The following is a 23,402-nucleotide window of genomic DNA, read 5'->3' on the forward strand; positions in this document are numbered from 1 at the left end:
GTGGCCGGGGCGATCCCGTGGCCCGGGACGTACGACAGGGCCCGGATCGCGTCAGGCGGAGATGCCGTCGATCCGGGCCAGGGCGTCGTCCGCGCCGAAGGGTTGGAGGTAGGGCAGCCAGCGCGGGTCGCGGTGCCCCGTGCCGATGATCCGCCAGGCCAGACCGGTGGGCGGGGCGGGCTGGTGGCGAAGGCGCCAGCCGAGCTCCATGAGGTGGCGGTCCGCCTTGACGTGGTTGCAGCGCCGACAGGCGGCGACGACGTTCTCCCAGGCGTGCTGGCCGCCGCGGCTGCGCGGGATGACGTGGTCGACGCTGGTTGCGACGCCACCGCAGTACATACAGCGGCCGCCGTCCCGGGCGAACAGGGCACGGCGGGTCAGCGGAACGGGCCCCCGGTAGGGGACCCGTACGAATCTCTTGAGCCGTACGACGCTGGGCGCCGCGACGGCACGGGTCGCGCTATGCATGAAGGCGCCGGACTCCTCAAGGCTGACGGCCTTGTTTTCGAGGACGAGGACGAGCGCGCGGCGGAGCGGTACGACGCCGAGGGGCTCGTACGACGCATTGAGGACCAGGACATGCGGCACGGGTGCCTCCTATTACGCCGGCGGCGCGTGGCTCGCGCCGGGACGATCTGCTCTCCAGTCTCTCCTCATGGCTGGTCGAAGCGCCACCACGTCCAGGTAACGGGCTCGAAGTGTTTTCGACCACATCCCCTACTTTCCCAGGCGCGGCGGCGTTCTCCCTCGAACACGTCAACGGAGCACAGCTCTTGCCCCGTTAGTGTGGTGGGTCTGCCGCCGCCTTCGCCGGCACCGCAACGCTGGAGGTTCCTGCCGTGAACTGGTCCGCCGTCCTGGCCGACGGATCGCCGCCGCCCACACCCGCGACGCTCCAAGACGCCCAGAAGTCGGCCACCGAGGCCGCGGGCTGGGTGGAACAGAACTGGTCGACGTGGCTGTACGTCGGATTCCGCATCCTCCTGATCATCGTCATAGCCTCGGTCCTGAGAGTCCTGGTCCGGCGCGCCCTGACCAAGCTCATAGAGCGGATGAACCGCAGCGCCCAGGCGGTCGAGGGCACCGCGCTCGGCGGCCTGCTGGTCAACGCGGAGCGCCGCCGCCAGCGCTCGGAGGCCATCGGCTCGGTGCTGCGCTCGGTGGCATCGTTCCTGATCATGGGCACGGCCGCGCTGATGGTGCTCGGCGTCCTGAACATCGACCTGGCCCCGCTGCTCGCCTCGGCGGGTGTGGCGGGCGTGGCGATCGGTTTCGGCGCCCGCAACCTGGTCACGGACTTCCTGTCCGGCGTGTTCATGATCCTTGAGGACCAGTACGGCGTCGGCGACTCCATCGACGCGGGCGTGGCCTCGGGCGAGGTGATCGAGGTCGGCCTGCGCGTGACGAAGCTGCGCGGCGCGGACGGCGAGATCTGGTACGTCCGCAACGGCGAGATCAAGCGCATCGGCAACCTGTCCCAGGGCTGGGCGACGGCCGGGGTGGACGTCCGGGTCCGCGCGTCCGAGGACCTGGAGCGCCTCCGTACGGTGATCAACGAGGCGACCGAGTCCATGGCCAAGGAAGAGCCGTGGAACGAGCGTCTGTGGGGCCCGGTGGAGATCCTGGGCCTCGACGAGGTACTGATCGACTCCATGGTGGTCCGCGTCTCGGCGAAGACCATGCCGGGCAAGGCGCTGAGCGTGGAGCGGGAGCTGCGCTGGCGGATCAAGGTGGCCCTGGACGCGGCGGGCATCCGCATCGTGGGCGGCCTGCCGGTGGCGGAGGAGCCGTCCGCATCGGACCCGTCGGCCGCCGTGTCCGCCCCCTCGGCCCTGGCCAACCCGACGTCGCCGCAGTCGCTGGCGACGACGCCGATCCCGAACCCGAATCTGGCGAAGTAGCCGGAGCCGCCACCGCCTCGCATTCGGCGCCATACGAAGGGCGCCCCTTCCGGACCCACTCCGCAGGGGGCGCCCTTCGTTGCGTGGGCCGATGGCCTTGCGGGGCGGCTCACCCGTACCAGTTGGCCTGGACGATGACGACACGCTCGCCGCGTACATCGGTCAGGTAGGTGAGCATCACCCGGCCCCGGCTTTCGGTACGCAGACCAGGCCCCATGCCCGTGTAGGCGGCGCCTTCAAGGAAGACCATGGATTCACGGACGGCGATCTCCTGGGCGAGCCTCTCGACATCGGTCAGTGCCTCGGCAGGCAGGCCCGCGAGCAACTCGTCCGGGCTGCACTCCCAGTGCCAGTCAGCCACCAGCGACCTCACGATGCGCCGCGCGTACGATCTCGCCCGCTTCCAGAATGGCGGCCGCGCGCACATCCGGGTTCGGGCTGTCGACGGCCCGCTCGGCCGCGTGCAGGCGCCGGGCCGTCTCCGGGTGTCGCTCGATCTCCACGACGACGCCCCACCGCTGGTAGAACATCCGGATCGGTACGACGCTGTCCTCGTCCCCGGCCCGTACGAACGCCTGCTGAAGCTCCTCGAAGAACTCCGGCAGCCGGGACGCCGCGACAGCGGCGACGGCTTGCCGGAGAGCGGGGAGGGTGAGTTCGGGCCTGGGAATGACCGGCCCGTCGTCCTGTCTGTACGGCGCGGTCATCGTTCGCCCCTTCCACTCGACGATCGCCACTGCGGCATCGCCTCGACGATAGTGCCGCACCACACCCGGCCGCCTCATGTCGCACCGAGGTGGCCGATGCCGACCACGCTCGATGCCTCGCGACCGCTTGCGACCGCGATCGTGAGTTCCGCGTACACGGTCTTGCCGACCGTGCGCGGCTCTGTGCCCCAGCGGTCGGCCAGTGCCCCGACGAGCAGGAGGCCCCGCCCGAACTGCTCGTCGTCGGCCGCCGTGCGCGGGCTCGGCCCCGATTCCCCGCGCGGGTCGCTGACCTCGATACGGAGTGCGGCGGCACCCAACGTGATCCGCACCCGGAACAGCCGGTCGCGCAGGCAGCCGTGCAACAACGCGTTGGTCGCCAACTCGCTGACGAGCAGCGCCGCGTCACCCGCGAGTTCGGGATGCCCCCAGGCGGTGACGAGCCTGGCGGCCCGGCGGCGGGCCAGGCTGACGCTGCGGGCGGTGGGCGTGTAGTCGAGGCAGTCCTCGTACTCGGGCGCCTGCTTGCGCTCATCCATGGACGCGCACCTTCCTGTGCGGGTCGGGGTGACGGTGGCGATGCCGCGTCCCGCGCGGGGCGGGGCGGTGCACTTCCGTCAACTGGCTCTGCCCGATGGGCGGTTGAGTACAGACCGTAGCGGTGCGCACACTCTGGGTTCAAGCAGAACGGGGAATATCTTCCCAAGAGAGTGAGAGTGGTCGACTGGCCGTGACAGCCGGGGTCACACTGTGTGCGTGATGCGAGCAGATCAGGGGAATCGGACGTCAACTGTCCTGGGGCGGCGGCTCGGTGGCGAACTCCTGCGCCTACGGGACAGCGCGGGCAAGACGCAGCAACAGGCGGCCCAGGTCATCAGCGCCACCGGCACGAAGATCGTGAAGATGGAGCGCGGCTGGGTGCCGATGCGGGACCCCGACATCCGAGTACTGAGCGAGTTCTACGGCCTCGATGACCCCAAGTCGGTTGCCCGACTGCTTGAGTTGGCCCGGCTCGACCGGGAACGCCGCAAGGCCAAGGGCTGGTGGCAGCACTCCCCGCACGCGGGCGCGCTGGCGGAGTACATCGCAATAGAGGACGTTGCCGATCGCGTACGTACCTGGCAACTCGCCCTGATTCCAGGCCTGTTCCAGACCGCCGAGTACGCGCGCTCGCTCGCCGTCAGCGACGGCGTCTGGGAGGACCTCGACGAGATCGAGCGCATCGTCGAGGTCCGCATGAAGCGCCAGACCCGCCTGGGCGGAGACAAACCGCTCCAGGTGTATGCGGTGGTGTGGGAGGCGGCGCTGCGTCAACTCGTCGGTGGGCCTGCGGTCATGAGAGCCCAACTGGGTCGACTCCTCGACGTGGCGAAGCTGCCGAACGTGCGCCTTCAAGTGCTGCCGTTCCGCACCGGGGGCCACCCTTGCGTATCGGGGGCCTTCAACATTGTCTCGTTCACGGAAGCGGAGGCGGTCGACGTCGTCCACGTCGACACCATGGCCACTACGGTGTGGGTGGAGAATCCGGAGGAAGGCGCTGTGTACAGCACCTTCTTCGACCGCACGGCCCGGCTCAGCCTGGCCCAGCACGACTCCGCCGTACTGATCGACGCCATCCGCAAGGAGCTCTAGACGTGACCGCCTTCGACTTCAGGAAGTCCAGCTACAGCACCTCGGGAGGCGAGTGCATAGAAGTCGCCCTCAACATCCCCGGCACCATCGCCGTACAAGACTCCAAGTGCTCCAACTCCCCCGAAGGCACGGTCCTGCGACTCACTCCGGCCGCCTGGGCCGCCTTCACCGCCGGGCTCGCGGAGTGGCCACGGCTCTGATCCGCCAACTCCGTGAGCCGACCCCGCCGCCCTCATCGACGCCATCCGCAAGGGGTTGTGAATCATGACCGAGTTCAGCTTCACCAAGTCCAGCTACAGCAGCACGTCGGGCGAGTGCGTAGAGGTCGCGCTCAATATTCCCGGCACGGTCGCCGTACAGGACTCCAAGTCGTCCCCCGCAGGACCGGCCCTGCGCCTCACCCCCGCCGCCTGGGCCGCCTTCGCCGCCGGGTTCGGGCGCGCCGCGCAGCGGTAAGATCGGCAGCCCCCTCCCGACACCTCCAGGTAACGCTTTGGCGGCCGCCAGCACCCCGGCCATTGACGTGCCGCTCACGCACGCCTACGTTTCCTCCCATCGAATAGGAAACTTTCCTAACAGTGGTGTGGGGAAGCAAGCGCCCGAAGGGCAGAGGGGGCAGGGGGATCTGTCGTGGCCGGTAGCACCACCCCAGGGACTCCGCGCGTGCTGCGCGCCATGAACGACCGGGCCGCGCTCGATCTGCTCCTGGAGCACGGGCCGCTCTCGCGGACCCGGATCGGCAAGCTCACCGGGCTCTCCAAGCCGACCGCCTCGCAGCTGCTCGCGCGGCTTGAGGCGGCCGGGCTCGTCGTCGCCACGGGCACGACCGCGGGGCGCCCCGGGCCCAACGCCCAGCTGTACGCCGTCAACGCAACTGCCGCCTACGTGGCGGGACTTGACGTCACCCCCCAGCGCATCCGCGCCGCCGTCGCCGATGTGGCGGGCAGCGTCGTCGGGGAGTTCGAGCTCGCGACGCCCGGGCGGCGCGCCGAGTCCGTGGTGCGGCAGGTGACCGACGCCCTGGACGGCGCGGTCAAGGCCGCCGGGCTCGCGCGGGCCGATGTGCACCGGGTCGTCATCGGCACCCCGGGCGCCTTCGACCCCGGCACCGGACGGCTGCGCTACGCCTCCCACCTGCCCGGCTGGCACTCCCCCACGCTGCTCGACGAGCTCGCGGCCGCCCTGCCGATGCCCGTCGAGTACGAGAACGACGTCAACCTCGCCGCCATCGCCGAGCAGCGCCTGGGCGCGGCCCGCGGGCACGAGGACTTCGTGCTGCTCTGGAACGAGGGCGGGCTCGGTGCCGCGCTGGTCATCGGCGGGCGGCTGCACCGCGGGTTCACCGGCGGCGCGGGCGAGGTCGGCTTCCTGCCGGTGCCCGGCGCTCCCCTCGTACGGCATGTCACCAAGGCCAACTCGGGCGGCTTCCAGGAGCTGGCCGGCGGCCACGCCCTGCCCCGGCTCGCCCATCAATTCGGCGTCTCCGACATCCCCGGCGGGTCGCCCAATGAGGTGGCCGCCGCCCTGATCACGCGGGGCGCCGAAGCCGAGCGGGGCCCCGACCGTCAGCTCCTCCAGGCCTTCGCCACCGGTCTCGCCACCGGCCTCGCCTCCCTCGTCGCCGTGCTCGACCCCGAGCTCGTCGTACTGTCCGGCGGGCTCATCGCCGCCGGGGGCGAGCCGCTGCGCGAACTCGTCCAGGCCGAACTCGGCGAGCTGGCCGCCTCCCGGCCCCGGCTCGTCATCGGCGAGGTGGACCGACTCCCCGTACTGCGTGGGGCGTTGGAGGCCGCCCTCGCCACCACGCGCGACGAGGTCTTCGACACCGCACGCTGAACCGCCACCCCCCGAACCCTCTCAAACCACCCCCGTCGGGAGACACCGCCATGCCCACAATCCGCCGGAAGTCGGCCGTCGCACTGGCCGCGACCGCCTCCATAGCCCTGCTCGCCTCCGCCTGTACGGGCCAGAGCGGCACCAGCGCGAGCGACGACGCGTCCAAGGACACGACGATCACCTTCTGGCACGGCTGGAACGCCGCCAACGAGGTCAAGGCCATCCAGGCCGATGTGGACGCCTTCCAGAAGGCGCACCCCAACATCCACGTCAAGGTCGTCGGCGACATCAACGACGACAAGATCAACCAGGCGCTGCGCGCGGGCGGTTCGAGCGCCCCCGACGTGGTGTCGTCGTTCAGCACGAACAACGTCGGCAAGTTCTGCTCGTCCAACGCCTTCGCCGACCTCGCCCCCTTCCTGAAGAAGGACGGCATCGACCCGGCGAAGACGTTCCCCAAGACCATGAACGAGTACACCCAGTTCGAGGGCAAGCGCTGCGCCCTGCCGCTGCTCGGCGATTCGTACGCGCTCTACTACAACAAGGACGCCTTCAAGGCGGCCGGGATCACGGACCCGCCCAAGACATGGTCCGAGTTCGCGGCGGACGCCAAGACGCTGACCAAGACCAAGGGCGACTCGTACGAGCAGCTCGGCTTCATGCCGAACTACCACGCCTACGAGACGACGACCGAGCACTACCTCGCGCAGTGGTCGCCGACGTACTTCGACGCGACCGGCAAGTCCAACATCGCCAAGGACCCGGCTTTCGAAAAGGGCCTCGCCTTCCAGAAGCAGCTCGTCGACGGTCTCGGCGGCTTCACCAAGCTGGAGAAGTACCGCACCGCCTTCGGTGCGGAGTACGGCGAGACCAACCCGTTCAACACCGGCCAGCTCGCCATGGCGATGGACGGCGAGTGGCGCCTGGGCATGGCGATGGACAGCAAGCCCAAGTTCGAGATCGGCGTTGCCCCGCTGCCCGTCCCCGACGATCAGGCCGCCACGTACGGCAAGGGCTATCTGACCGGCACCATCGCGGGCATCGCCGCGACCTCGAAGAAGCAGAACGCGGCCTGGGAACTGGTCAAGTTCATGACCACCAACACGGACGCGGTGGTCGGCTTCGCCAACGCCATCCACAACGTGCCGTCCACCTTCGACGCCCTCAAGTCCCCCAAGTTCCAGGCCGACCCGCGCTTCAAGACCTTCCTGGACATCGCGCAGAACCCGAACTCCACCGCCACCCCGGCCTCCGTCAACGGCGGCCAGTACCTCGTGTCGCTGCAGAACCTCGGCTACGACGTGGAGAGCGGCAAGCAGGGCGACATCAAGGCGGGGCTCGCCAAGACCGCCCAGGAGATCGACGCCGCGATCGCGCAGGCGAAGTAGCCCGGCCATGAGCACGACGTACACACTGCGCTCCAAGCACCGCCGCTCGATGCTGCGGACCCTGGCGTTCCTGTCGCCCTGGCTGATCGGCTTCGGTGTCTTCTTCGCCTACCCGCTGATCACCACCCTCTACTTCTCCTTCACCCACTACGACGGCTTCGGCGCGGCCACCTTCGACGGCCTCAAGAACTGGTCGTACGTCTTCAACGAGTACCCGCTGTTCTGGCCGGCTCTGCGCAACACCCTGTGGCTGGTGGTCGTCATGGTCGCCTGCCGGGTCGTGTTCGGGCTCGGCGTCGGCCTGCTCATCACCAAGATCAAGACAGGTGTGGGCGTCTTCCGCACCCTGTTCTACCTGCCCTACCTCGCCCCGCCGGTCGCGGCGACGCTCGGCTTCGTCTTCCTGCTCAACCCCGGTACCGGGCCCGTCAATTCGCTCCTGGGCGATCTCGGCATCCCGGCCCCGAACTGGTTCAACGACCCGACCTGGTCCAAGCCCGCGCTCACCCTGCTCGCGGTGTGGGGCGTCGGCGACCTCATGGTCATCTTCATGGCCGCACTGCTCGACGTGCCGAAGGAGCAGTACGAGGCCGCCGAACTGGACGGGGCCTCCGCCTGGCAGAAGTTCCGCTTCGTGACCCTGCCCAACATCTCGCCCATCGTGATGTTCGCCGTGGTCACCGGGGTCATCCAGGCGATGCAGAGCTACACCCAGCCGCTGGTGGCGGGCAAGGTCGCCTCCGGGTCCCTCGGCAACTCGGGCCAGCAGTTCGAGCCCGGCTACCCCGACAAGTCGACGCTGACGCTGCCCCAGCTCGTCTACAACCTGGGCTTCCAGCGCTTCGACTACGGCTCCGCGTGCGTGGTCGCCCTCGTCCTGTTCGCCCTCTCCATGGTCTTCACGGCGCTGCTCATGAAGCGCCGCGGCGGACTCGTCCAGGCAGGTGAGTGACATGACATACGCCCTGGAGGCACCGATGGCCACCCCGGCGGCCAAGGTGGCCCGCCGCAAGGCCCTGTTGCAGTGGATCGCCGTGCACGCGCTCGGCGTCGCGGCCGCGCTGTTCTTCGTGCTGCCCTTCGTCTTCCTGCTGCTCACCTCGCTGATGGACGACCAGCAGACGCTCACCCGGGACCTGGTCCCGCACCACTGGGCGTGGTCCAACTACCGCAGGGTGCTCGACACCCCGGGCTTCTTGACCTGGTGGAAGAACACCCTGCTCTACGCCGGTCTCGGCACCGTGCTCAGCGTGGTGTCGTCCGTGCCGGTCGCCTACGCGCTCGCCAAGTTCCGCTTCCGCGGCCGCAATCTGTCGCTGATGCTCGTCATCTCGATGATGATGCTGCCGCCGCAGGTCGTCATCATCCCGATGTACCTGTTCTGGGCGAAGCAGCTGGACCTGTCCGGCACGCTGTGGCCGCTGATCATCCCGCTGGCGTTCGGCGACGCGTTCACCATCTTCCTGCTGCGCCAGTTCCTGATGACCATCCCGAACGAGTACCTGGACGCCGCGAAGGTCGACGGGTGCGGGGAGCTGCGCACCCTCATCAAGGTGGTGCTTCCGATGGCGCGCCCCGGCATCGCCGCCGTCGCCCTCTTCCAGTTCTTCTACGCCTGGAACGACTACTTCGGACCGCAGATCTACGCGTCCGACACGCCGGCGTCCTGGACGCTGAGCTACGGCCTGGAGTCGTTCAGGGGCGCGCACCATACCGACTGGAACCTGACCATGGCCGCGACCATTCTGGTCATGGCCCCCGTGATCCTCGTCTTCTTCTTCGCACAGAAGGCTTTCGTCGAGGGCGTCACACTGACCGGAGTGAAGGGCTGAGTGAGAGCTGACATGAAGCTGGCTGTAGTGGGCGGCGGGTCCACCTACACCCCCGAACTCATCGACGGGTTCGCCCGGTTGCGGGACACCCTGCCGATCAGTGAGCTCGTCCTGGTCGACCCGGCCGCCGACCGCCTGGAGCTGGTGGGCGGGCTCGCCCGGCGCATCTTCGCCAAGCAGGGCCACCCGGGGAAGATCGTCACCACCTCGGACCTGGACGCGGGCGTCGAGGGTGCGGACGCGGTGCTGCTCCAGTTGCGCGTCGGCGGCCAGGCGGCCCGCCGGCAGGACGAGACGTGGCCGCTGGAGTGCGGCTGCGTCGGGCAGGAGACGACGGGCGCGGGCGGCCTGGCCAAGGCGCTGCGGACCGTGCCGGTCGTCCTCGACATCGCCGAGCGCGTCCGCCGTACGAACCCGGACGCGTGGATCATCGACTTCACCAACCCGGTGGGCATCGTGACCCGGGCCCTGCTCCAGGCCGGGCACAAGGCGGTCGGCCTGTGCAACGTGGCGATCGGCCTCCAGCGCAAGTTCGCCGCCCTGCTCCAGGTGACGCCCGCCGAGGTGCACCTGGACCACGTCGGCCTCAACCACCTGACCTGGGAACTCGGGGTACGCCTCGGCGGCCCGCAGGGCGACAACGTCCTGCCGAAGCTGCTCGCCGAGCACGGCGACACCATCGCCGACGACCTGCGCCTGCCCCGCCAGGTCCTCGACCGGCTCGGCGTGGTCCCCTCGTACTACCTGCGGTACTTCTACGCGCACGACGAGGTGGTGCGGGAACTCGGCACCAAGCCGTCGCGGGCCGCCGAAGTCGCCGCCATGGAGCGTGAGTTGCTCGCGATGTACGGCGATCCGGCGCTGGATGAGAAGCCGGAGCTGCTCGCCAAGCGGGGAGGCGCCTTCTACTCGGAGGCGGCCGTCGACCTCGCGGCATCCCTCCTGGGCAACGGAGGCAGCCCGGTCCAGGTCGTCAACACGTACAACAACGGAACGCTGCCCTTCCTCGCCGACGACGCCGTCATCGAGGTGCCGGCCCGGGTGGACCGCAACGGCGCTGTCCCGCTGCCGGTGCCCGAACTCGACCCGCTGTACGCCGGGTTGATCGCGCACGTCACCGCGTACGAGGACCTCGCCCTTGAGGCCGCCCTGCGCGGCGGGCGCGACCGGGTGTTCCGGGCGCTGCTCGCCCACCCGCTGGTCGGGCAGTACGACTACGCCGACGGGCTCACCGACCGGCTGATCGAGCACAACCGGGAGCACCTCGCGTGGGCATGAGTGTGCTGGCGATCGACGCCGGCAACAGCAAGACCGATGTGGCACTGATCGACGCGGACGGCACGGTACTCGGCACCGCCAGGGGCGGAGGCTTCCGGCCGCCGTCGGTGGGGGTCGAGGTGGCCATGCACATGCTGGCCACCACGGTGGAGGAGGCCTACCTCTCCTCACACCTGGCCGAACCGCTGCGGGTCGAGCACGTCTCGGCGTGTCTGGCCAACGCCGATCTGCCCGTCGAGGAAAGGGAGTTGGCCGCGGCTCTTGAGGCCCGCGACTGGGGGGACTCCGTGCGGGTGCACAACGACACCTTCGCGATCCTGCGCGCCGGACTGCCCCCCGGCGCCGAGCCGTGCGGCGTGGCGGTGGTGTGCGGCGCGGGCATCAACTGTGTCGGCATGACCCCGGACGGGCGCACCGCCCGCTTCCCCGCGATCGGGAAGATCTCCGGCGACTGGGGCGGGGGCGGCGGGCTCGCCGAGGAGGCCCTGTTCTTCGCGGCGCGCGCCGAGGACGGCCGCGGCGCCCCGACCGCGCTCGCGGCAGCCCTGCCCGCGCACTTCGGGCTCTCCTCGATGTACGAGCTGATCGAGGCGCTGCACCTGGAGAAGATCCCGGCCGTACGCAGGCACGAGCTGAGCCCGGTCCTGTTCGAGGTCGCGGCGGCCGGGGACGCGGTGGCGCGCTCCCTCGTCGAGCGGCAGGCCGAGGAGATCGTGGCCCTGGCGACGGTCGCCCTGGACCGGCTCGGCCTTCTGGAGGTGGAGACGCCGGTGCTGCTCGGCGGCAGCGTGCTGGCGGCCCGCCACCCCCAACTGGACGACGCTGTAAGGGAGTTGCTGGCGAGCCGGGCCACGAAGGCGGTGCCGCTGGTGGTGACGACGTCGCCCGTGCTCGGCGCGGGGCTCCTGGGGCTCGACCACGTCTCCGCGCCGCCCGAGGCCTACGCGCGGTTGCGGGCCCAGTACGCGTAGTCGCGAGCCGGGCGGGGCCCCGGGGAACCGAACGGATCGCCACGACGTATACATGGTGGGGACGCGGGGCAGGGGGGCAAAGGGGTGGTCCGGCCCGCCGGACACCTTCCAGGGGCGCGGCACGGCAGGTAACAAGATCCAGACAACCCTGGATGGTTGTCGGTCCCTACGGCCATACTGCCTAGGCAGCGACCGAGGGGGAGGTCAGGGTGGCGAATCCGCCGAACGTGCGCGAACCGGAGACGCGGGAGTCCGCGGCCCGGGTCGCGGCGCAGCGATCCGGCACACACCGGGGCTGGGCCGAGACCAAGGAGCAACTGCGCGCCGCCGCGAGGACCGAGCCCGGCCGCCTGTGGATCATCGGTACGGTCGTGGCGCTGCTCGTCGTCGCCTTCGGCGGCGTCACCGCCTGGGAGATCTCGGACCGCTCGGCCGCGGCGAGCGACGTGGTGAACCGCAGCCAGCCGCTGAGCGCGGACGCCGCGTCCATCTACCGCTCGCTCGCCGACGCCGACACGGCCGCCGCGAGCGGGTTCCTCGCGGGCGGCCAGGAGCCCCTGGAGGTACGTAAGCGGTACGACACGGACATCGCGACCGCCTCCCGCCTGCTGGTCAAGGCGGCCGCGAACACGACGGGTTCGGCCGAGTCGGCCCAGCAGATAGCCACCCTGAACGAGCAGCTCCCGCTCTACAACGGCCTGGTCGAGCAGGCGCGGGCCAACAACCGGCAGGGCTTCCCGGTCGGCGGCGCCTATCTGCGCTTCGCCAACCAGAAGATGAGCACCAGCCTGCTGCCCGCCGCGCAGAAGCTGTACGAGGCCGAGACGGGCCGGCTCTACGACGACTACGACCAGGCGGACACCTGGCCGTACGCGGCGACCGCGCTCGGCCTGGTGGCGCTCGGCGGGCTCGTGTGGGTCCAGCGCCGCAACTTCCTGCGCACCAACCGGGTGTTCAACCACGGCCTGCTCGCAGCGACCGCCGCTTCCACGGTGGTGCTGCTCTGGCTGGTGGTGGGGCACGCGGTCGCCTCCTCCGACCTGTCGACCTCGCGCGCGCACGGCCAGGAGTCCCTGAAGGTCCTCAACGACGCCCGGATCAGCTCGCTCCAGGCCCGCGCCAACGAGAACCTGACGCTGGTGGCCCGGGGCGCGGTGCTCACCGAGGGCGGCAAGGACCTGTACGAGTCGGAGTTCACCAAGGAGATGGCGTCCCTGACCGACAAGCTCGGCGCAGCGAAGAAGCTCGCCGACGACGACGCGGGCAAGACCCCGGTGGCGAAGGCCGTCGGCGACATGGACGAGTGGCAAAAACGCCACACGGCGGCCCGCAAGACGGACGACAGCGGCGACTACGACGGCGCGCTGACCCAGGTCCTCGCCTCGAAGGGCTCCACCGGCGAGTGCTTCGACCAGGTGGACCAGGCGCTGGATTCGGCGATCGCCCACGAGCAGCGCCAGTTCACCACGGCGGCCTCCGACGGACGCGGCGCCCTGACGGGTCTCCCGCTGGGCGCGGCCGTCCTCGCGGTGCTCGCGGCGGCGGGCGCGGGCGTCGGCATCAGCCGCCGGCTCGCGGAGTACAGGTGAGCGGCATGGACAGCGGCAACGGACGCGCCACCGGCGGCGGATCGGCGAGAGGGGTCGAGATGAGCGGCGCGAAGAGCTCGGCGGATCCGGCACACCCGGCCTCCGGCGCCGACCTGCCCGGTCGCGTCCGGCGCACGCGGCGCGGGGCCGGGCGGCTGCGCGGCTGGGGCGGCGTGGCCGGCATGGCCCTCGCGCTGGCGGTCGCCGCGGGCGCGCTGATCCCGCTGACCGGGCGCGGTGGCGACGACGCGGCGACGAGTGTCGCGGGCCCCGGCGTCGCACAGGGCGTCCAGGTCAAGGCCGACAGCTGCAAGGACCCGGAGGCGAGCCTGCCCGCGTCGTCGGGGGACGGGCCGAACATCGACGCCATCAAGCGGCGCGGCAAACTGGTCGCGGGCGTCGACCAGAACAGCTTCCGCTGGGGCTACCGCAATCCGACGACGCGCACCCTCGAAGGCTTCGACATCGACCTGGTGAAGGCGATCGCGAAGAACATCCTGGGCGACGAGAACGCGGTCATCTACCGCGCCATCCCCACCAGTCAGCGCATCCCCGCACTCCAGAACGGCACGGTCGACGTCGTCGTCCGCACGATGACCGTCAACTGCACGCGCATCAAGCAGGCCTCCTTCTCCACCGCCTACTTCGAGGCGGGCCAGCAGGTCCTCGCCCCCAAGACCTCCACCATCACGGGCTTCGACGACTCGCTGAAGGGCAAGCGGGTCTGTGTGGCGGCGGGCTCCACCGCGCTGGAGGCGCTCAAAGCCGCCCCGCACGGCGCGGACTACCAGGACTTCACGGTCCCCAACCAGCTGGACTGCCTGGTGCGCCTCCAGCAGAACCTGGTGGACGCGGTCGTCACCGACAACGCGCTCGCCGCGGGCCAGGCCGCCCAGGACCCGGCGGTCCAGCTGAAGGGCAGCCCGTTCACCACCGAGTACTACGGCGTCGCCGTCAAGCTCGGCAACACCGATCTCGTGCAGCGGATCAACCAGGTCCTGGTGGACTACCGCAACGGCGGGAAGGGCAGCCCGTGGATGACGGCGTACCAGCACTGGCTCGCCGCCGACCTGCCCGGCATATCCGGGCCACCGGCACCCAAGTACCGGACGGGATGAGCGAGTTGACAGCTGCGGCGTACCACAGAGCGGAGAGGTGATCGATGGGCGCGGGACCCTCCCCCAGCTCCACCGGGGGACCCCCGGAGCCGGTCATGGACCGGGACGAGGTGGACCGTGCCCTGGCACGCCTCGACGCCGAGCACGAGGCCATCGAGACCTCGCTGCTCGCCCTCCAGGACCATGCGGGGCGCCGGCTCCTGGAAGGCGCCGGGCTCACCGGTGTCACCAAGGAGCGCTGGGCGGCCACCGAGCAGTCGATCTCCCTCCTGTGGGCGTACTTCGACGCGTACACGGCGGCTCTTGAGGCCGCGCGTGAGCTGCGCGCGAGGCGGCGCTGGCTCGGCCGGGAGGATCTGGTGGAGCTGACCGAGCGGCTGCGCGGCGAGTCCGTGACGCTGTCGGGCGCCGCCCTGCACAGCGCCCCGACGCTGGCCGGGGGCCCGGCGAGGCTGACCGAGCGGTTCACGCTCGCCGAGCTCGTGAACCGGATGAACGAGCTGTACGCGCACGCCCTCGACCTGGTCGTGGCCGCGGACGCGGTGTGGTCGGCGCTGCCCGCCCGGATAGACCTCCTGGCCGCCGAGCTGCACCGCACCCGAAGCCTTGCGCACTCGGTGGGCGTGCGGCCCGGGGAGCATCCCTCGGGCGACGACCTGGAGTCGATCACGGCCGAACTGGCCGATCTGCGCGCCCAGGTGGTGTCCGACCCGCTGGCGTTCTGGACGCCCGCGCCGGGCAGCTCCGCGCCGGGCGGCGGCCGCCCCGACACCGGGCGCTACGACCGGGCGGCCCGCGCCCTGGAGGACGTACGCCGGGAGATCGACGCCGTTCTGACGGTTCGTCAGGATGCTGAGCAGCGGCTGGTCCGGTTGCGCGACGTGCTGTCGCGGGCGGACCGCACGCTGGCCGAGGCCCGCTCCGCGCGCGGTGAGGTCCTGGCGAAGATCGCCGCGAGCGAGGTGCCCGCGGTGAGCGGCCCGTCGATCGCGCTCCAGGAACAGCTGGCGGCAGCCGCCGAGTACCGCAGGCACTCACAGTGGCACCGGCTCTCGCCCCTGCTCGAATCCCTTGAGCGGGAGGCGGAGGACGAACTGCTGCGCGCCCGCGAGTCGTTGACCGCGGTCACCGCGCCGCTGGCCGTGCGCGCGGAGCTGCGCGGCCGCCTTGACGCGTACAAGGCGAAGGTCGCCCGGCACGGCATGGCCGAGGATCCGCTCCTGATCGAGCGGTACGACGCGGCCCGCCGGATGCTGTGGTCCGCGCCCTGCGACCTGCGCGTCGCCGAAGAGGCGGTGCTCCGCTATCAGCGGGCGGCGGCGGACGTCCTGGTCCCGAGACATCCCGGGCCCGTTGACCAGAGGGGGGAATCGTGAGCGAGAACACCCAGTGCCAGCGCCCCGGTTGCGCGGGTTCGTACGAGGACATGGGCGGCGGTGAGCTGTACTGCGACACGTGCGGCCTCGCTCCGGTCGTGTCGCCATTGGGGTCTCCCCTGTTCGAGCACGTTCGAGAACTTGGGGAAGGCATGGTTTCCTCGCCGCCGACCGGGATCACCGCGGGCGGGCACTCGTCCTCGCAGTCCTCGCGCTCGTCCTCGCGTAGTTCGTCGCGCTCCTCGCGGTCCTCGACGTCGCGGCGCTCGGTCTCAGGGCGCCTGTCGTCGCTGACCGGCGGCAGCACCTCGCGGTCGGTGTCGGTGCGCAGTTCGGGCAAGGCGGCGAGCGCGTCGTCGCGCAGCCGGCTCGGCGCGGGTCTGGTGTCGGTGCCGGGGGTGCCGCGCCCCGATCCGCGCTCCGCGGTGATGGAGCGCCCCGAGGTCCCCGAGCGGAAGCGATTCTGCTCGCGTTCGGACTGCGGGGCGCAGGTGGGCCGTTCGCGCGGCGAGCGCCCCGGGCGCACCGAGGGCTTCTGCACCAAGTGCGGCCACCCGTACTCCTTCGTACCGAAGCTGCACACCGGCGACATCGTGCACGGCCAGTACGAGGTGATGGGCTGCCTGGCGCACGGCGGGCTCGGCTGGGTCTATCTCGCCGTGGACCGCGCGGTCTCCGACCGCTGGGTGGTCCTCAAGGGCCTGCTCGACACCGGCGACCAGGACGCGATGGCGGCGGCGATCTCCGAGCGGCGCTTCCTCGCGGAGATCGAGCACTCCAACATCGTGCGGATCTACAACTTCGTCGAGCACCTGGACCAGCGCACGGGCTCGCTCGACGGCTACATCGTCATGGAGTACGTGGGCGGCAAGTCGCTGAAGGAGATAGCCAACGAGCGGCGCACGGCCGCCGGCAAGCGCGACCCGCTGCCCGTCGAGCAGGCCTGTGCGTACGGCATCGAGGCCCTGGAGGCGCTCGGCCATCTGCACAGCCGCAACCTGCTGTACTGCGACTTCAAGGTCGACAACGCGATCCAGACCGAGGACCAGCTGAAGCTGATCGACATGGGCGCGGTGCGCCGTATGGACGACGACGAGTCGGCGATCTACGGCACGGTCGGCTACCAGGCGCCCGAGGTCGCCGAGCTCGGCCCCTCGGTCGCCTCCGACCTGTACACGGTGGCGCGCACCCTGGCCGTCCTCACCTTCGACTTCCAGGGCTACACGAACGTCTACGCGGACAGCCTGCCGGACCCCGACAACATCGACGTGTTCCGCACGTACGAGTCGTTCTACCGGTTCCTGGTGCGGGCCACCGACCCGGATCCGGCGCGCCGGTTCGCCTCCGCGCAGGAGATGGCGGAGCAGCTGACGGGCGTGCTGCGCGAGGTCGTGGCGCTCCAGACGGGCCACCCCAGGCCCGCCCTGTCGACCCTGTTCGGCTCCGAACTGCGCGTCACGGACACGAAGTTGTTCGCCGAGCCGAGCGGGGACGTCTCGCGGCTCGGGGCCCGGGTGTCCCCGGTGGGCAGACGTGCCCGCAAGGCGCTCGCGGCCGTCCCGGCACCGGCCCTGGCCGCTGTTCCGGCGGGCGCCCCGCCCCTGCCCGCCGTCGCGCCGAGCACGCCGAACCTGCCGCACCCGGCCACGCAGGGCGCCATTCCGGTGCCGCGCGCCGAGGGCACGACCGGCGGCGGGCCTACCTCGCCCGTGCTCGTGCCGCTCGACCCGCGCGGCACCTCGCTCGCGCTGCCCGTGCCGCACGTCGACCCGAGCGACCCCAACGCGGGGTTCCTCGCGGGCCTGATGGCGGCCGCGCCCGCCGAGCTGATCACCGCGCTGCGCTCGGCCCCGGCCGACTCCATCGAGCGCCGGCTGCGCGAACTGCGGGCCCGGCTCGACATGAACGAGCGGGTGTCCGCCGCCAAGGCCCTCGACTCCCTGGAGATGGACCACCCGGACGACTGGCGGGTGGTCTGGTACCGGGGCCTTGCCTCGCTCGCGGCGGGCGACAACGAGAACGCGGCGCTGTCCTTCGACGCGATCTACGACGCGTTCCCCGGCGAGCCCGCCCCCAAGCTGGCGCTCGGCGTGTGCGCGGAGGTGCTCGGCCAGCTCGACAACGCCGCCGAGTACTACCGCCTGGTGTGGACGACCGACCCGAGTTATGTGAGCGCCGCGTTCGGCCTGGCCCGGGTGCAGCTCGCCGCCGGGGACCGCACCAGTGCCGTGCGCACCCTGGAGTCCGTGCCCGAGGCGTCCATCCACTACACGGCGGCGCGCGTGGCGGCGGTCCGCGCGCGGCTGCGCAGCCGCGCCCCGCAGGACCCTTTGATCGAGGATCTGAAGGCCGCCGCGGCGCAGGTCGAGGCGCTCGACGCGTTCGGTCTGGACGCGGTGCGACGTGAACAGCTGACGACCGAGGTCCTGGGCACCGCCCTGGACTGGGTACTGTCGGGGAGCACCGGCGCCGGGCAGGCGAAGACCGTACTGCTCGGCAGCGAAGTCGACGAGCGGGGCCTGCGCTTCGGTCTGGAACGTTCGTACCGGGTGCTCGCCCGGCTCGCACAGCGTGGCGAGGAAAGGATCGACCTGGTGGAACGGGCCAACCGATTCCGCCCCCGGACCTGGGTGTGACGATGTCGCAGACGCATCAGCTGGCCGCCTGCCCCGGCTGCGAAGAGCCGCTGGAGACGGGGGACCTGTTCTGCGGGGCCTGCGGGTACGACCTGTCGGCCGTGCCCGAGCCGCCGCTGGACCATCCGACCATCGAGATGGCGTCCCCCGTCGCCTCCGCGTCGGAGCCCCAACTCCCTTACGCCGTACGGACGGACGAGCCGGTCGCGGCGGGCGCCGGGGACGACGGGGTGGACGAGTACCCTCCCCCAGTCTCGGCTTCGCTCGACCGGGGGCACCCCCACCCGGCGCCCGACCCGCGCGCCGCCGAGCCCGACCCGGACACCCATGTCGCCCGGCCCCCGGCGCCCGGCGCCCGGGTGTGCGTGGCCTGCCGGGCCGGACGGGTCGACGGCGACGGGTACTGCGAGAACTGCGGGCACGCCCAGCCGCGCGAGCGCGACCACATGGAGCAGGAGCTCGGCTCGGTCTCCGCGGTGAGCGACCGGGGACTGCGCCACCACCGCAACGAGGACTCCTTCGCACTGTCCTCGACCGCGCTGCCCGACGGCTCGCCCGCCGTCGTGGCGATCGTCTGCGACGGGGTGTCGTCGGCGACCCGCCCCGACGAGGCGTCCGCGGCGGCCGCGGACGCCGCCAACGAGGCGCTGCTCGCGGCTCTGCCGCAGGGCACCCACCCCCAGCAGGCCATGCACGACGCGATCCTGGCCGCGGCGGAGGCCGTCAACTCCCTTGCCGCCGAACCCGGTCAGGCCCTCAAGGACGATCCGCACCGGCATCAGAACGCGCCGGCCTGCACGCTGGTCGGGGCGATCTCGGCGGGCGGTCTTCTCGTGGTGGGCTGGGTCGGCGACAGCCGCGCGTACTGGGTGCCGGACGACCGCACGGCCGCCCCGGCCCGGCTCACCGAGGACGACTCGTGGGCCGCGCAGATGGTGGCGGCCCGCCTGATGAGCGAGGCCGACGCCTACGCCGACGAGCGGGCCCACGCCATCACGGGGTGGCTGGGCGCCGACGCGTACGAACTGGACCCGCACACCGCCTCGTTCAAGCCGGACCGCTCGGGCGTGGTGGTGGTGTGCACCGACGGCCTGTGGAACTACGCGGAGGCCGCCGAGGAGATGGCCCGCGTCATCCCGGCGGACGCCGCCGAGCGGCCCTTGCAGAGCGCGCGGGTGCTCGTCGGGCACGCCCTGGACGGCGGGGGCCACGACAACGTAACAGTGGCCGTGCTGCCGTTCGCGGTGGAGCAGCAAGGGGCAGGATCCGCCTACAACTAGGCCTCCGTCCCCATTGCAGCCCTATTGGGTCGCTTCTCTCACTTCTTTCACTTCAGGTCCGTGGAGCCTCAAGGAGTCTTTCCGATGGCCAACTTCTCCAAGTCCAACGTGCCGCAGTTCTCCGTCGAGGTGTACCAGAACGAGTTCCTGCCGGAGGGCGGCCGCGAGGTCAACGCGATCGTCACCGTGGCCTCCACCGGCGGCGGCACCATCGGCGCCCCCTTCACGGCGGCCACGACCGCGCCCTCCTACATACCCGGCCAGCCGCCCACCGCGGCCGTGGTGATCATGGTGGACTGCTCGGGGTCCATGGACTACCCGCCGACCAAGATGCGCAACGCCCGCGACGCGACGGCCGCCGCCATCGACACCCTGCGCGACGGGGTCGCCTTCGCGGTCGTCGGCGGTACGCACATCGCCCGTGAGGTCTACCCGGGCAACGGCCGCCTCGCCACCGCCGACAGCCAGACCCGTACGCAGGCGAAAGATGCGCTGCGCAAGCTGAGCGCGGGCGGCGGCACCGCGATCGGCACCTGGCTGCGGCTCGCCGACCGGCTGCTCGGGTCGGCCGACGTCCCGATCCGGCACGGCATCCTGCTCACCGACGGGCGCAACGAGCACGAGTCGCCCGAGGACCTGCGCTCCGCCCTGACGGCCTGCGCCGGACGGTTCACCTGTGACGCCCGGGGCGTCGGGACCGACTGGGAGGTCAAGGAGGTCACCTCGATCGCCTCCGCCCTGCTCGGCACCGCGGACATCGTCGCGGATCCGGCCAACCTGGCCGCGGACTTCACACAGATGATGGAGAACGCGATGGGCAAGGAGGTCGCGGACGTAGCGCTGCGGCTGTGGACCCCGGTGGGCGTGGAGATCAGGTTCGTCAAGCAAGTGGCGCCCACTGTCGAGGAGTTGACGGACCGCCGCACCGAGGCGGGCCCGCGTGCCGGGGACTATCCGACCGGCTCCTGGGGCGACGAGTCCCGCGACTACCACGTGTGCGTGCAGGTGCCCGAGGCCGGAATCGGCCAGGAAATGCTCGCCGCCCGGGTCTCGCTGATCGTGCCCGACCGCGAGGGCGGGGCGCCGCAGGTCCTTTCACAGGGCCTGGTGCGGGCGGTGTGGACCGACGACATGGCGGCCTCCACCTCCATCAATCCCCAGGTCGCGCACTACACGGGCCAGGCCGAACTGGCACAGGTCATCCAACAGGGGCTGGATGCCCGCAAGTCGGGCGATGTGGACGGGGCGACGGCGAAGCTCGGCCGGGCGGTACAGCTGGCCGCGGCCTCGGGGAACGCGGATACCGCGAAACTCCTTGCGAAGGTGGTGGACGTCGTCGACGAGGCGACGGGTACTGTGCGACTGAAGGCGAAGGTCGCGGAAGCGGACGAGATGACCCTCGAAACGCGCTCCACCAAGACCGTTCGCGTCAAGAAGTAGCAAGAAACAGCAAGAAGCGAACAGGGAGTGGCTATGTCCGAGAAAGACGTGGTTACGCCCTGGAAGTACCGCGACGTGACGAGCAGTACCGAGCAGTACCGCTGAGCAGCAACACGTACACGGAACCACCGAACCACCGCGGCCCATCGGGCCGGACGACGAGAGGGGGAAGCGACTCCATGCCGACCTGCCCGAACGGACACCAGTCGGGTTCCGACGACTGGTGCGAGATCTGCGGCCATCGCATGGGCGCTGTGCCGCCGCCTCCCCCGCCTCCGCCCGCGTACGGCTACCCGGGCCCCGGGGATCCGAACGCCACCGCCCAGGCCGAGCTCTGCCCGCAGTGCCGCACCCCGCGCGAGGCCGGTGCGCCCTTCTGCGAGGAGTGCCGCTGGAACTTCCTCACGAACACGGCGACCTCGTACACCCCGCTGGCCCCGCAGCAGCCGATGCCGAACCAGGGCCCCGGCCCCGCGAACGGCCCCGGTCCTGCCCCCGGCCCGGCCCCCGGTCTGAATCTGCCGCCCGCCTTCCAGCAGGGCCCGCCGCCCGCGCCGCGCGACCCGTACGAGTACCAGAGCTCGCGGCCCTCGCAGGTGAACCGGCCCGCCGAGCCGCTGGCCGCCGACCCGTCGCAGCGCTCCGCGCAGCAGCTGCCGCCGAACGCGTTCCAGCAGCAGCCGCCCGCGCCCCCGGCGCCCTTCAACGCGGGCCAGGGCGGACCGCCCCCGCCGCCCCCGCCAGCCTTCCAGCAGTCGGCGCCGCCGGCTCCGCCGCAGGTGCAGCAGCCGCAGGCCGACGACGACTGGATGCTGCCGCCGCCGTCACAGCCCGTCCAGGGCCCGGGCCGCCCGCCCGCGCCCGACCGCGGCGACGACTGGCCGCAGCCCATCCCTCCGGACCGGGGTGACGACTGGCCGCAGCAGACCCCCGAGCAGGGCGACGACTGGCCCAAGGCCACGCCCCCGCCCCCGCCCGAGCACGGTGACGACTGGCCCAAGGCCGTGCCGCCGCCCGCGCCGGCCGGCTGGTCCGTCACGATCGGCCCGGACCGGGACTACTTCCTGGCGATGATGCAGCGCAGCGGCCCGGAAGCGGCCGGTCTCAACCTGCCCGCGTACTCGCCCGAGCAGCAGCGCCCGCTGTCCGGCAACCAGGTCACCATCGGCCGCCGCCGGCACTCCACCGGCGAGGCCCCCGACATCGACCTGTCGGTGCCTCCGGAGGACCCGGGCGTCTCGCACCAGCACGCCGTGCTCGTGCAGCAGCCGGACGGCACGTGGGCGGTCGTCGACCAGAACTCGACGAACGGCACCACGGTCAACGGCTCCAGCGAGCCGATCCAGCCCTACGTTCCGGTGCCACTGCAGGACGGCGACCGGGTGCACGTGGGCGCCTGGACGACGATCACCGTGCGCCGGGGCTGAGAGCCGTCACCCCCGCAGGGGCCAGGTGTAGGGCCCCTGCGGATCGTCCAGCCACGCCCACTGGGCGCCGTCGTCGACCGTCACCCCGAACCGCTCACGGCGGGGCCGCCGCTCGCGCCGCCACAGCTCGTGCGCCTCGTACGGGTCGAGGCTGCCCGCCGTCAGTTCGAGCAGGAAGCGGAACAGCTCGTTCGCCACGCTCTCGCGCGGAAGGCCGCTCGCGTACGGGGCGGACCGGTCCTGCGCACCCGTACCGCGCAGCGGCACGAAATAGGCCGGGGTGTGCAGGAAGCGCCCCTCGGCGTGGCCGGGGCCCGTCACGCGCAGCCGGATGAGGCCGGTCGCCAGCGGGGCGAGGATCAGCGCGCCCGTGCGGCACTGGGCGGGCCAGTCGGGGGGCACCGAGCCGACCGTGCAGGTCGCCATGATCTTGTCGAAGGGTGCCCGCGAGGGAGCGCCGCGCGCCCCGTCCCCGGTGATCACGGCGGGGTGGTATCCGGCCGCGGCCAGGTGCGCCCGCGCGGAATCGGTGATCTCGGGGTCGAGGTCGACGGTGGTCACGTTCTCGTCGCCGAGCCGGTGGCACAGCAGCGCCGCGTTGTACCCGGTCCCCGCGCCGACCTCCAGGACCTTGTCCCCGTCCCGGATCTCCAGCGCCTCCAGCATGCGGGCCATCAGCGAGGGCTGGCTGGAGGAGGAGACGAGGTCGCCGTCGCGCATCCGGGTGGCCAGCGGGGCGTCCGCGTAGGCGCCGGTCAGCCAGCGTTCGCGCCGCTCGGGGTCGGGGTCCTCGCCCCACAGCCGGACATGACCGCCGGGCACGCCCTCGTAGTAGTACGGCACGAAGAGGTGGCGCGGCACGTCCTCGAAGGCGGCCCGCCAGGCCGGGTCGGCGAGCGCCCCGCCGGCCACGATCTCGCGCACCAGGGCCCGCCTCAGTGCCAGATCCGCGCTCATACATCCACTGTGCTGCGCCGAAGCCCAGGAGGCG

General features: G+C 71.3%; 22 protein-coding genes. 17 read left to right on the plus strand and 5 right to left on the minus strand.

Annotated elements, in window-relative coordinates; all coding sequences use genetic code 11:
• Window positions 1–51: 51 nt before the first annotated feature.
• On the minus strand, window positions 52–588 hold the full coding sequence (locus ACWC2B_RS02745; RefSeq protein WP_053727372.1) for an HNH endonuclease: 537 nt from the start codon (window positions 586–588) through the stop codon (window positions 52–54).
• Window positions 589–839: 251 nt separating this feature from the next.
• On the opposite strand from ACWC2B_RS02745, the gene ACWC2B_RS02750 reads away from it, so the two are divergent.
• Complete coding sequence (locus ACWC2B_RS02750) at window positions 840–1,901, plus strand: mechanosensitive ion channel family protein (RefSeq protein ID WP_450714622.1); 1,062 nt, start codon at window positions 840–842, stop codon at window positions 1,899–1,901.
• Window positions 1,902–2,010: 109 nt separating this feature from the next.
• Here the strand turns inward: ACWC2B_RS02750 and ACWC2B_RS02755 are convergent, their stop codons facing one another.
• The 3 genes from ACWC2B_RS02755 to ACWC2B_RS02765 all read right to left on the minus strand — a co-directional run bounded on the left by ACWC2B_RS02755 (window position 2,011) and on the right by ACWC2B_RS02765 (window position 3,147).
• Entirely contained in the window at window positions 2,011–2,262 is a 252-nt protein-coding gene (locus tag ACWC2B_RS02755; protein WP_450714623.1) for a hypothetical protein, read from the minus strand.
• On the minus strand, window positions 2,255–2,608 hold the full coding sequence (locus tag ACWC2B_RS02760; RefSeq protein ID WP_450714624.1) for a hypothetical protein: 354 nt from the start codon (window positions 2,606–2,608) through the stop codon (window positions 2,255–2,257). Before ACWC2B_RS02760 ends, ACWC2B_RS02755 begins: the two co-directional genes overlap by 8 nt.
• A gap of 74 nt (window positions 2,609–2,682) precedes the next feature.
• Window positions 2,683–3,147, minus strand: coding sequence for an ATP-binding protein (locus ACWC2B_RS02765; protein WP_450714625.1), 465 nt, complete (start codon window positions 3,145–3,147; stop codon window positions 2,683–2,685).
• 220 nt (window positions 3,148–3,367) lie between these two features.
• On the opposite strand from ACWC2B_RS02765, the gene ACWC2B_RS02770 reads away from it, so the two are divergent.
• The 16 genes from ACWC2B_RS02770 to ACWC2B_RS02845 all read left to right on the plus strand — a co-directional run bounded on the left by ACWC2B_RS02770 (window position 3,368) and on the right by ACWC2B_RS02845 (window position 22,411).
• Window positions 3,368–4,240, plus strand: coding sequence for a helix-turn-helix domain-containing protein (locus tag ACWC2B_RS02770; RefSeq protein WP_450714880.1), 873 nt, complete (start codon window positions 3,368–3,370; stop codon window positions 4,238–4,240).
• A 2-nt stretch (window positions 4,241–4,242) separates the two neighbouring features.
• Complete coding sequence (locus ACWC2B_RS02775; RefSeq protein ID WP_386151059.1) at window positions 4,243–4,440, plus strand: DUF397 domain-containing protein; 198 nt, start codon at window positions 4,243–4,245, stop codon at window positions 4,438–4,440.
• Window positions 4,441–4,504: 64 nt separating this feature from the next.
• The gene (locus ACWC2B_RS02780; protein ID WP_450714626.1) at window positions 4,505–4,696 is read left to right on the plus strand and encodes a DUF397 domain-containing protein; all 192 of its coding nucleotides are present in this window, start codon (window positions 4,505–4,507) and stop codon (window positions 4,694–4,696) included.
• Between the two features lie 174 nt (window positions 4,697–4,870).
• Window positions 4,871–6,076, plus strand: coding sequence for an ROK family transcriptional regulator (locus tag ACWC2B_RS02785; protein ID WP_450714627.1), 1,206 nt, complete (start codon window positions 4,871–4,873; stop codon window positions 6,074–6,076).
• Between the two features lie 50 nt (window positions 6,077–6,126).
• Window positions 6,127–7,464: an ABC transporter substrate-binding protein gene (locus tag ACWC2B_RS02790; protein ID WP_450714628.1), complete on the plus strand. Its 1,338-nt coding sequence runs from the start codon at window positions 6,127–6,129 to the stop codon at window positions 7,462–7,464.
• A gap of 7 nt (window positions 7,465–7,471) precedes the next feature.
• Window positions 7,472–8,416 (plus strand): carbohydrate ABC transporter permease, encoded by a 945-nt coding sequence (locus ACWC2B_RS02795; RefSeq protein WP_450714629.1) that lies wholly within the window; start codon window positions 7,472–7,474, stop codon window positions 8,414–8,416.
• A gap of 1 nt (window position 8,417) precedes the next feature.
• Window positions 8,418–9,296, plus strand: a complete 879-nt coding sequence (locus ACWC2B_RS02800) for a carbohydrate ABC transporter permease (RefSeq protein WP_450714630.1) — start codon at window positions 8,418–8,420, stop codon at window positions 9,294–9,296.
• 12 nt (window positions 9,297–9,308) lie between these two features.
• The gene (locus ACWC2B_RS02805; protein WP_450714631.1) at window positions 9,309–10,574 is read left to right on the plus strand and encodes a 6-phospho-beta-glucosidase; all 1,266 of its coding nucleotides are present in this window, start codon (window positions 9,309–9,311) and stop codon (window positions 10,572–10,574) included.
• Window positions 10,571–11,545 (plus strand): N-acetylglucosamine kinase, encoded by a 975-nt coding sequence (locus tag ACWC2B_RS02810; protein WP_450714632.1) that lies wholly within the window; start codon window positions 10,571–10,573, stop codon window positions 11,543–11,545. The genes ACWC2B_RS02805 and ACWC2B_RS02810 overlap by 4 nt, the downstream gene beginning before the upstream one ends.
• A 209-nt stretch (window positions 11,546–11,754) precedes the next feature.
• On the plus strand, window positions 11,755–13,134 hold the full coding sequence (locus ACWC2B_RS02815; RefSeq protein ID WP_450714633.1) for a hypothetical protein: 1,380 nt from the start codon (window positions 11,755–11,757) through the stop codon (window positions 13,132–13,134).
• 182 nt (window positions 13,135–13,316) lie between these two features.
• On the plus strand, window positions 13,317–14,252 hold the full coding sequence (locus ACWC2B_RS02820; RefSeq protein ID WP_450714881.1) for a glutamate ABC transporter substrate-binding protein: 936 nt from the start codon (window positions 13,317–13,319) through the stop codon (window positions 14,250–14,252).
• Between the two features lie 95 nt (window positions 14,253–14,347).
• Window positions 14,348–15,628: a hypothetical protein gene (locus ACWC2B_RS02825; RefSeq protein WP_450714634.1), complete on the plus strand. Its 1,281-nt coding sequence runs from the start codon at window positions 14,348–14,350 to the stop codon at window positions 15,626–15,628.
• A gap of 50 nt (window positions 15,629–15,678) precedes the next feature.
• Window positions 15,679–18,264, plus strand: coding sequence for a tetratricopeptide repeat protein (locus ACWC2B_RS02830; RefSeq protein ID WP_450714882.1), 2,586 nt, complete (start codon window positions 15,679–15,681; stop codon window positions 18,262–18,264).
• On the plus strand, window positions 18,261–19,544 hold the full coding sequence (locus ACWC2B_RS02835) for a protein phosphatase 2C domain-containing protein (RefSeq protein WP_450714635.1): 1,284 nt from the start codon (window positions 18,261–18,263) through the stop codon (window positions 19,542–19,544). Before ACWC2B_RS02830 ends, ACWC2B_RS02835 begins: the two co-directional genes overlap by 4 nt.
• A gap of 84 nt (window positions 19,545–19,628) precedes the next feature.
• Entirely contained in the window at window positions 19,629–20,984 is a 1,356-nt protein-coding gene (locus ACWC2B_RS02840; RefSeq protein ID WP_450714636.1) for a vWA domain-containing protein, read from the plus strand.
• A 179-nt stretch (window positions 20,985–21,163) separates the two neighbouring features.
• The gene (locus tag ACWC2B_RS02845) at window positions 21,164–22,411 is read left to right on the plus strand and encodes an FHA domain-containing protein (protein ID WP_450714637.1); all 1,248 of its coding nucleotides are present in this window, start codon (window positions 21,164–21,166) and stop codon (window positions 22,409–22,411) included.
• Between the two features lie 6 nt (window positions 22,412–22,417).
• On the opposite strand, the gene ACWC2B_RS02850 is transcribed toward ACWC2B_RS02845, so the two are convergent.
• On the minus strand, window positions 22,418–23,368 hold the full coding sequence (locus ACWC2B_RS02850; RefSeq protein WP_450714638.1) for a methyltransferase domain-containing protein: 951 nt from the start codon (window positions 23,366–23,368) through the stop codon (window positions 22,418–22,420).
• Window positions 23,369–23,402: the final 34 nt, after the last annotated feature.

It is taken from the genome of Streptomyces sp. NPDC001415 (genome assembly GCF_053597395.1).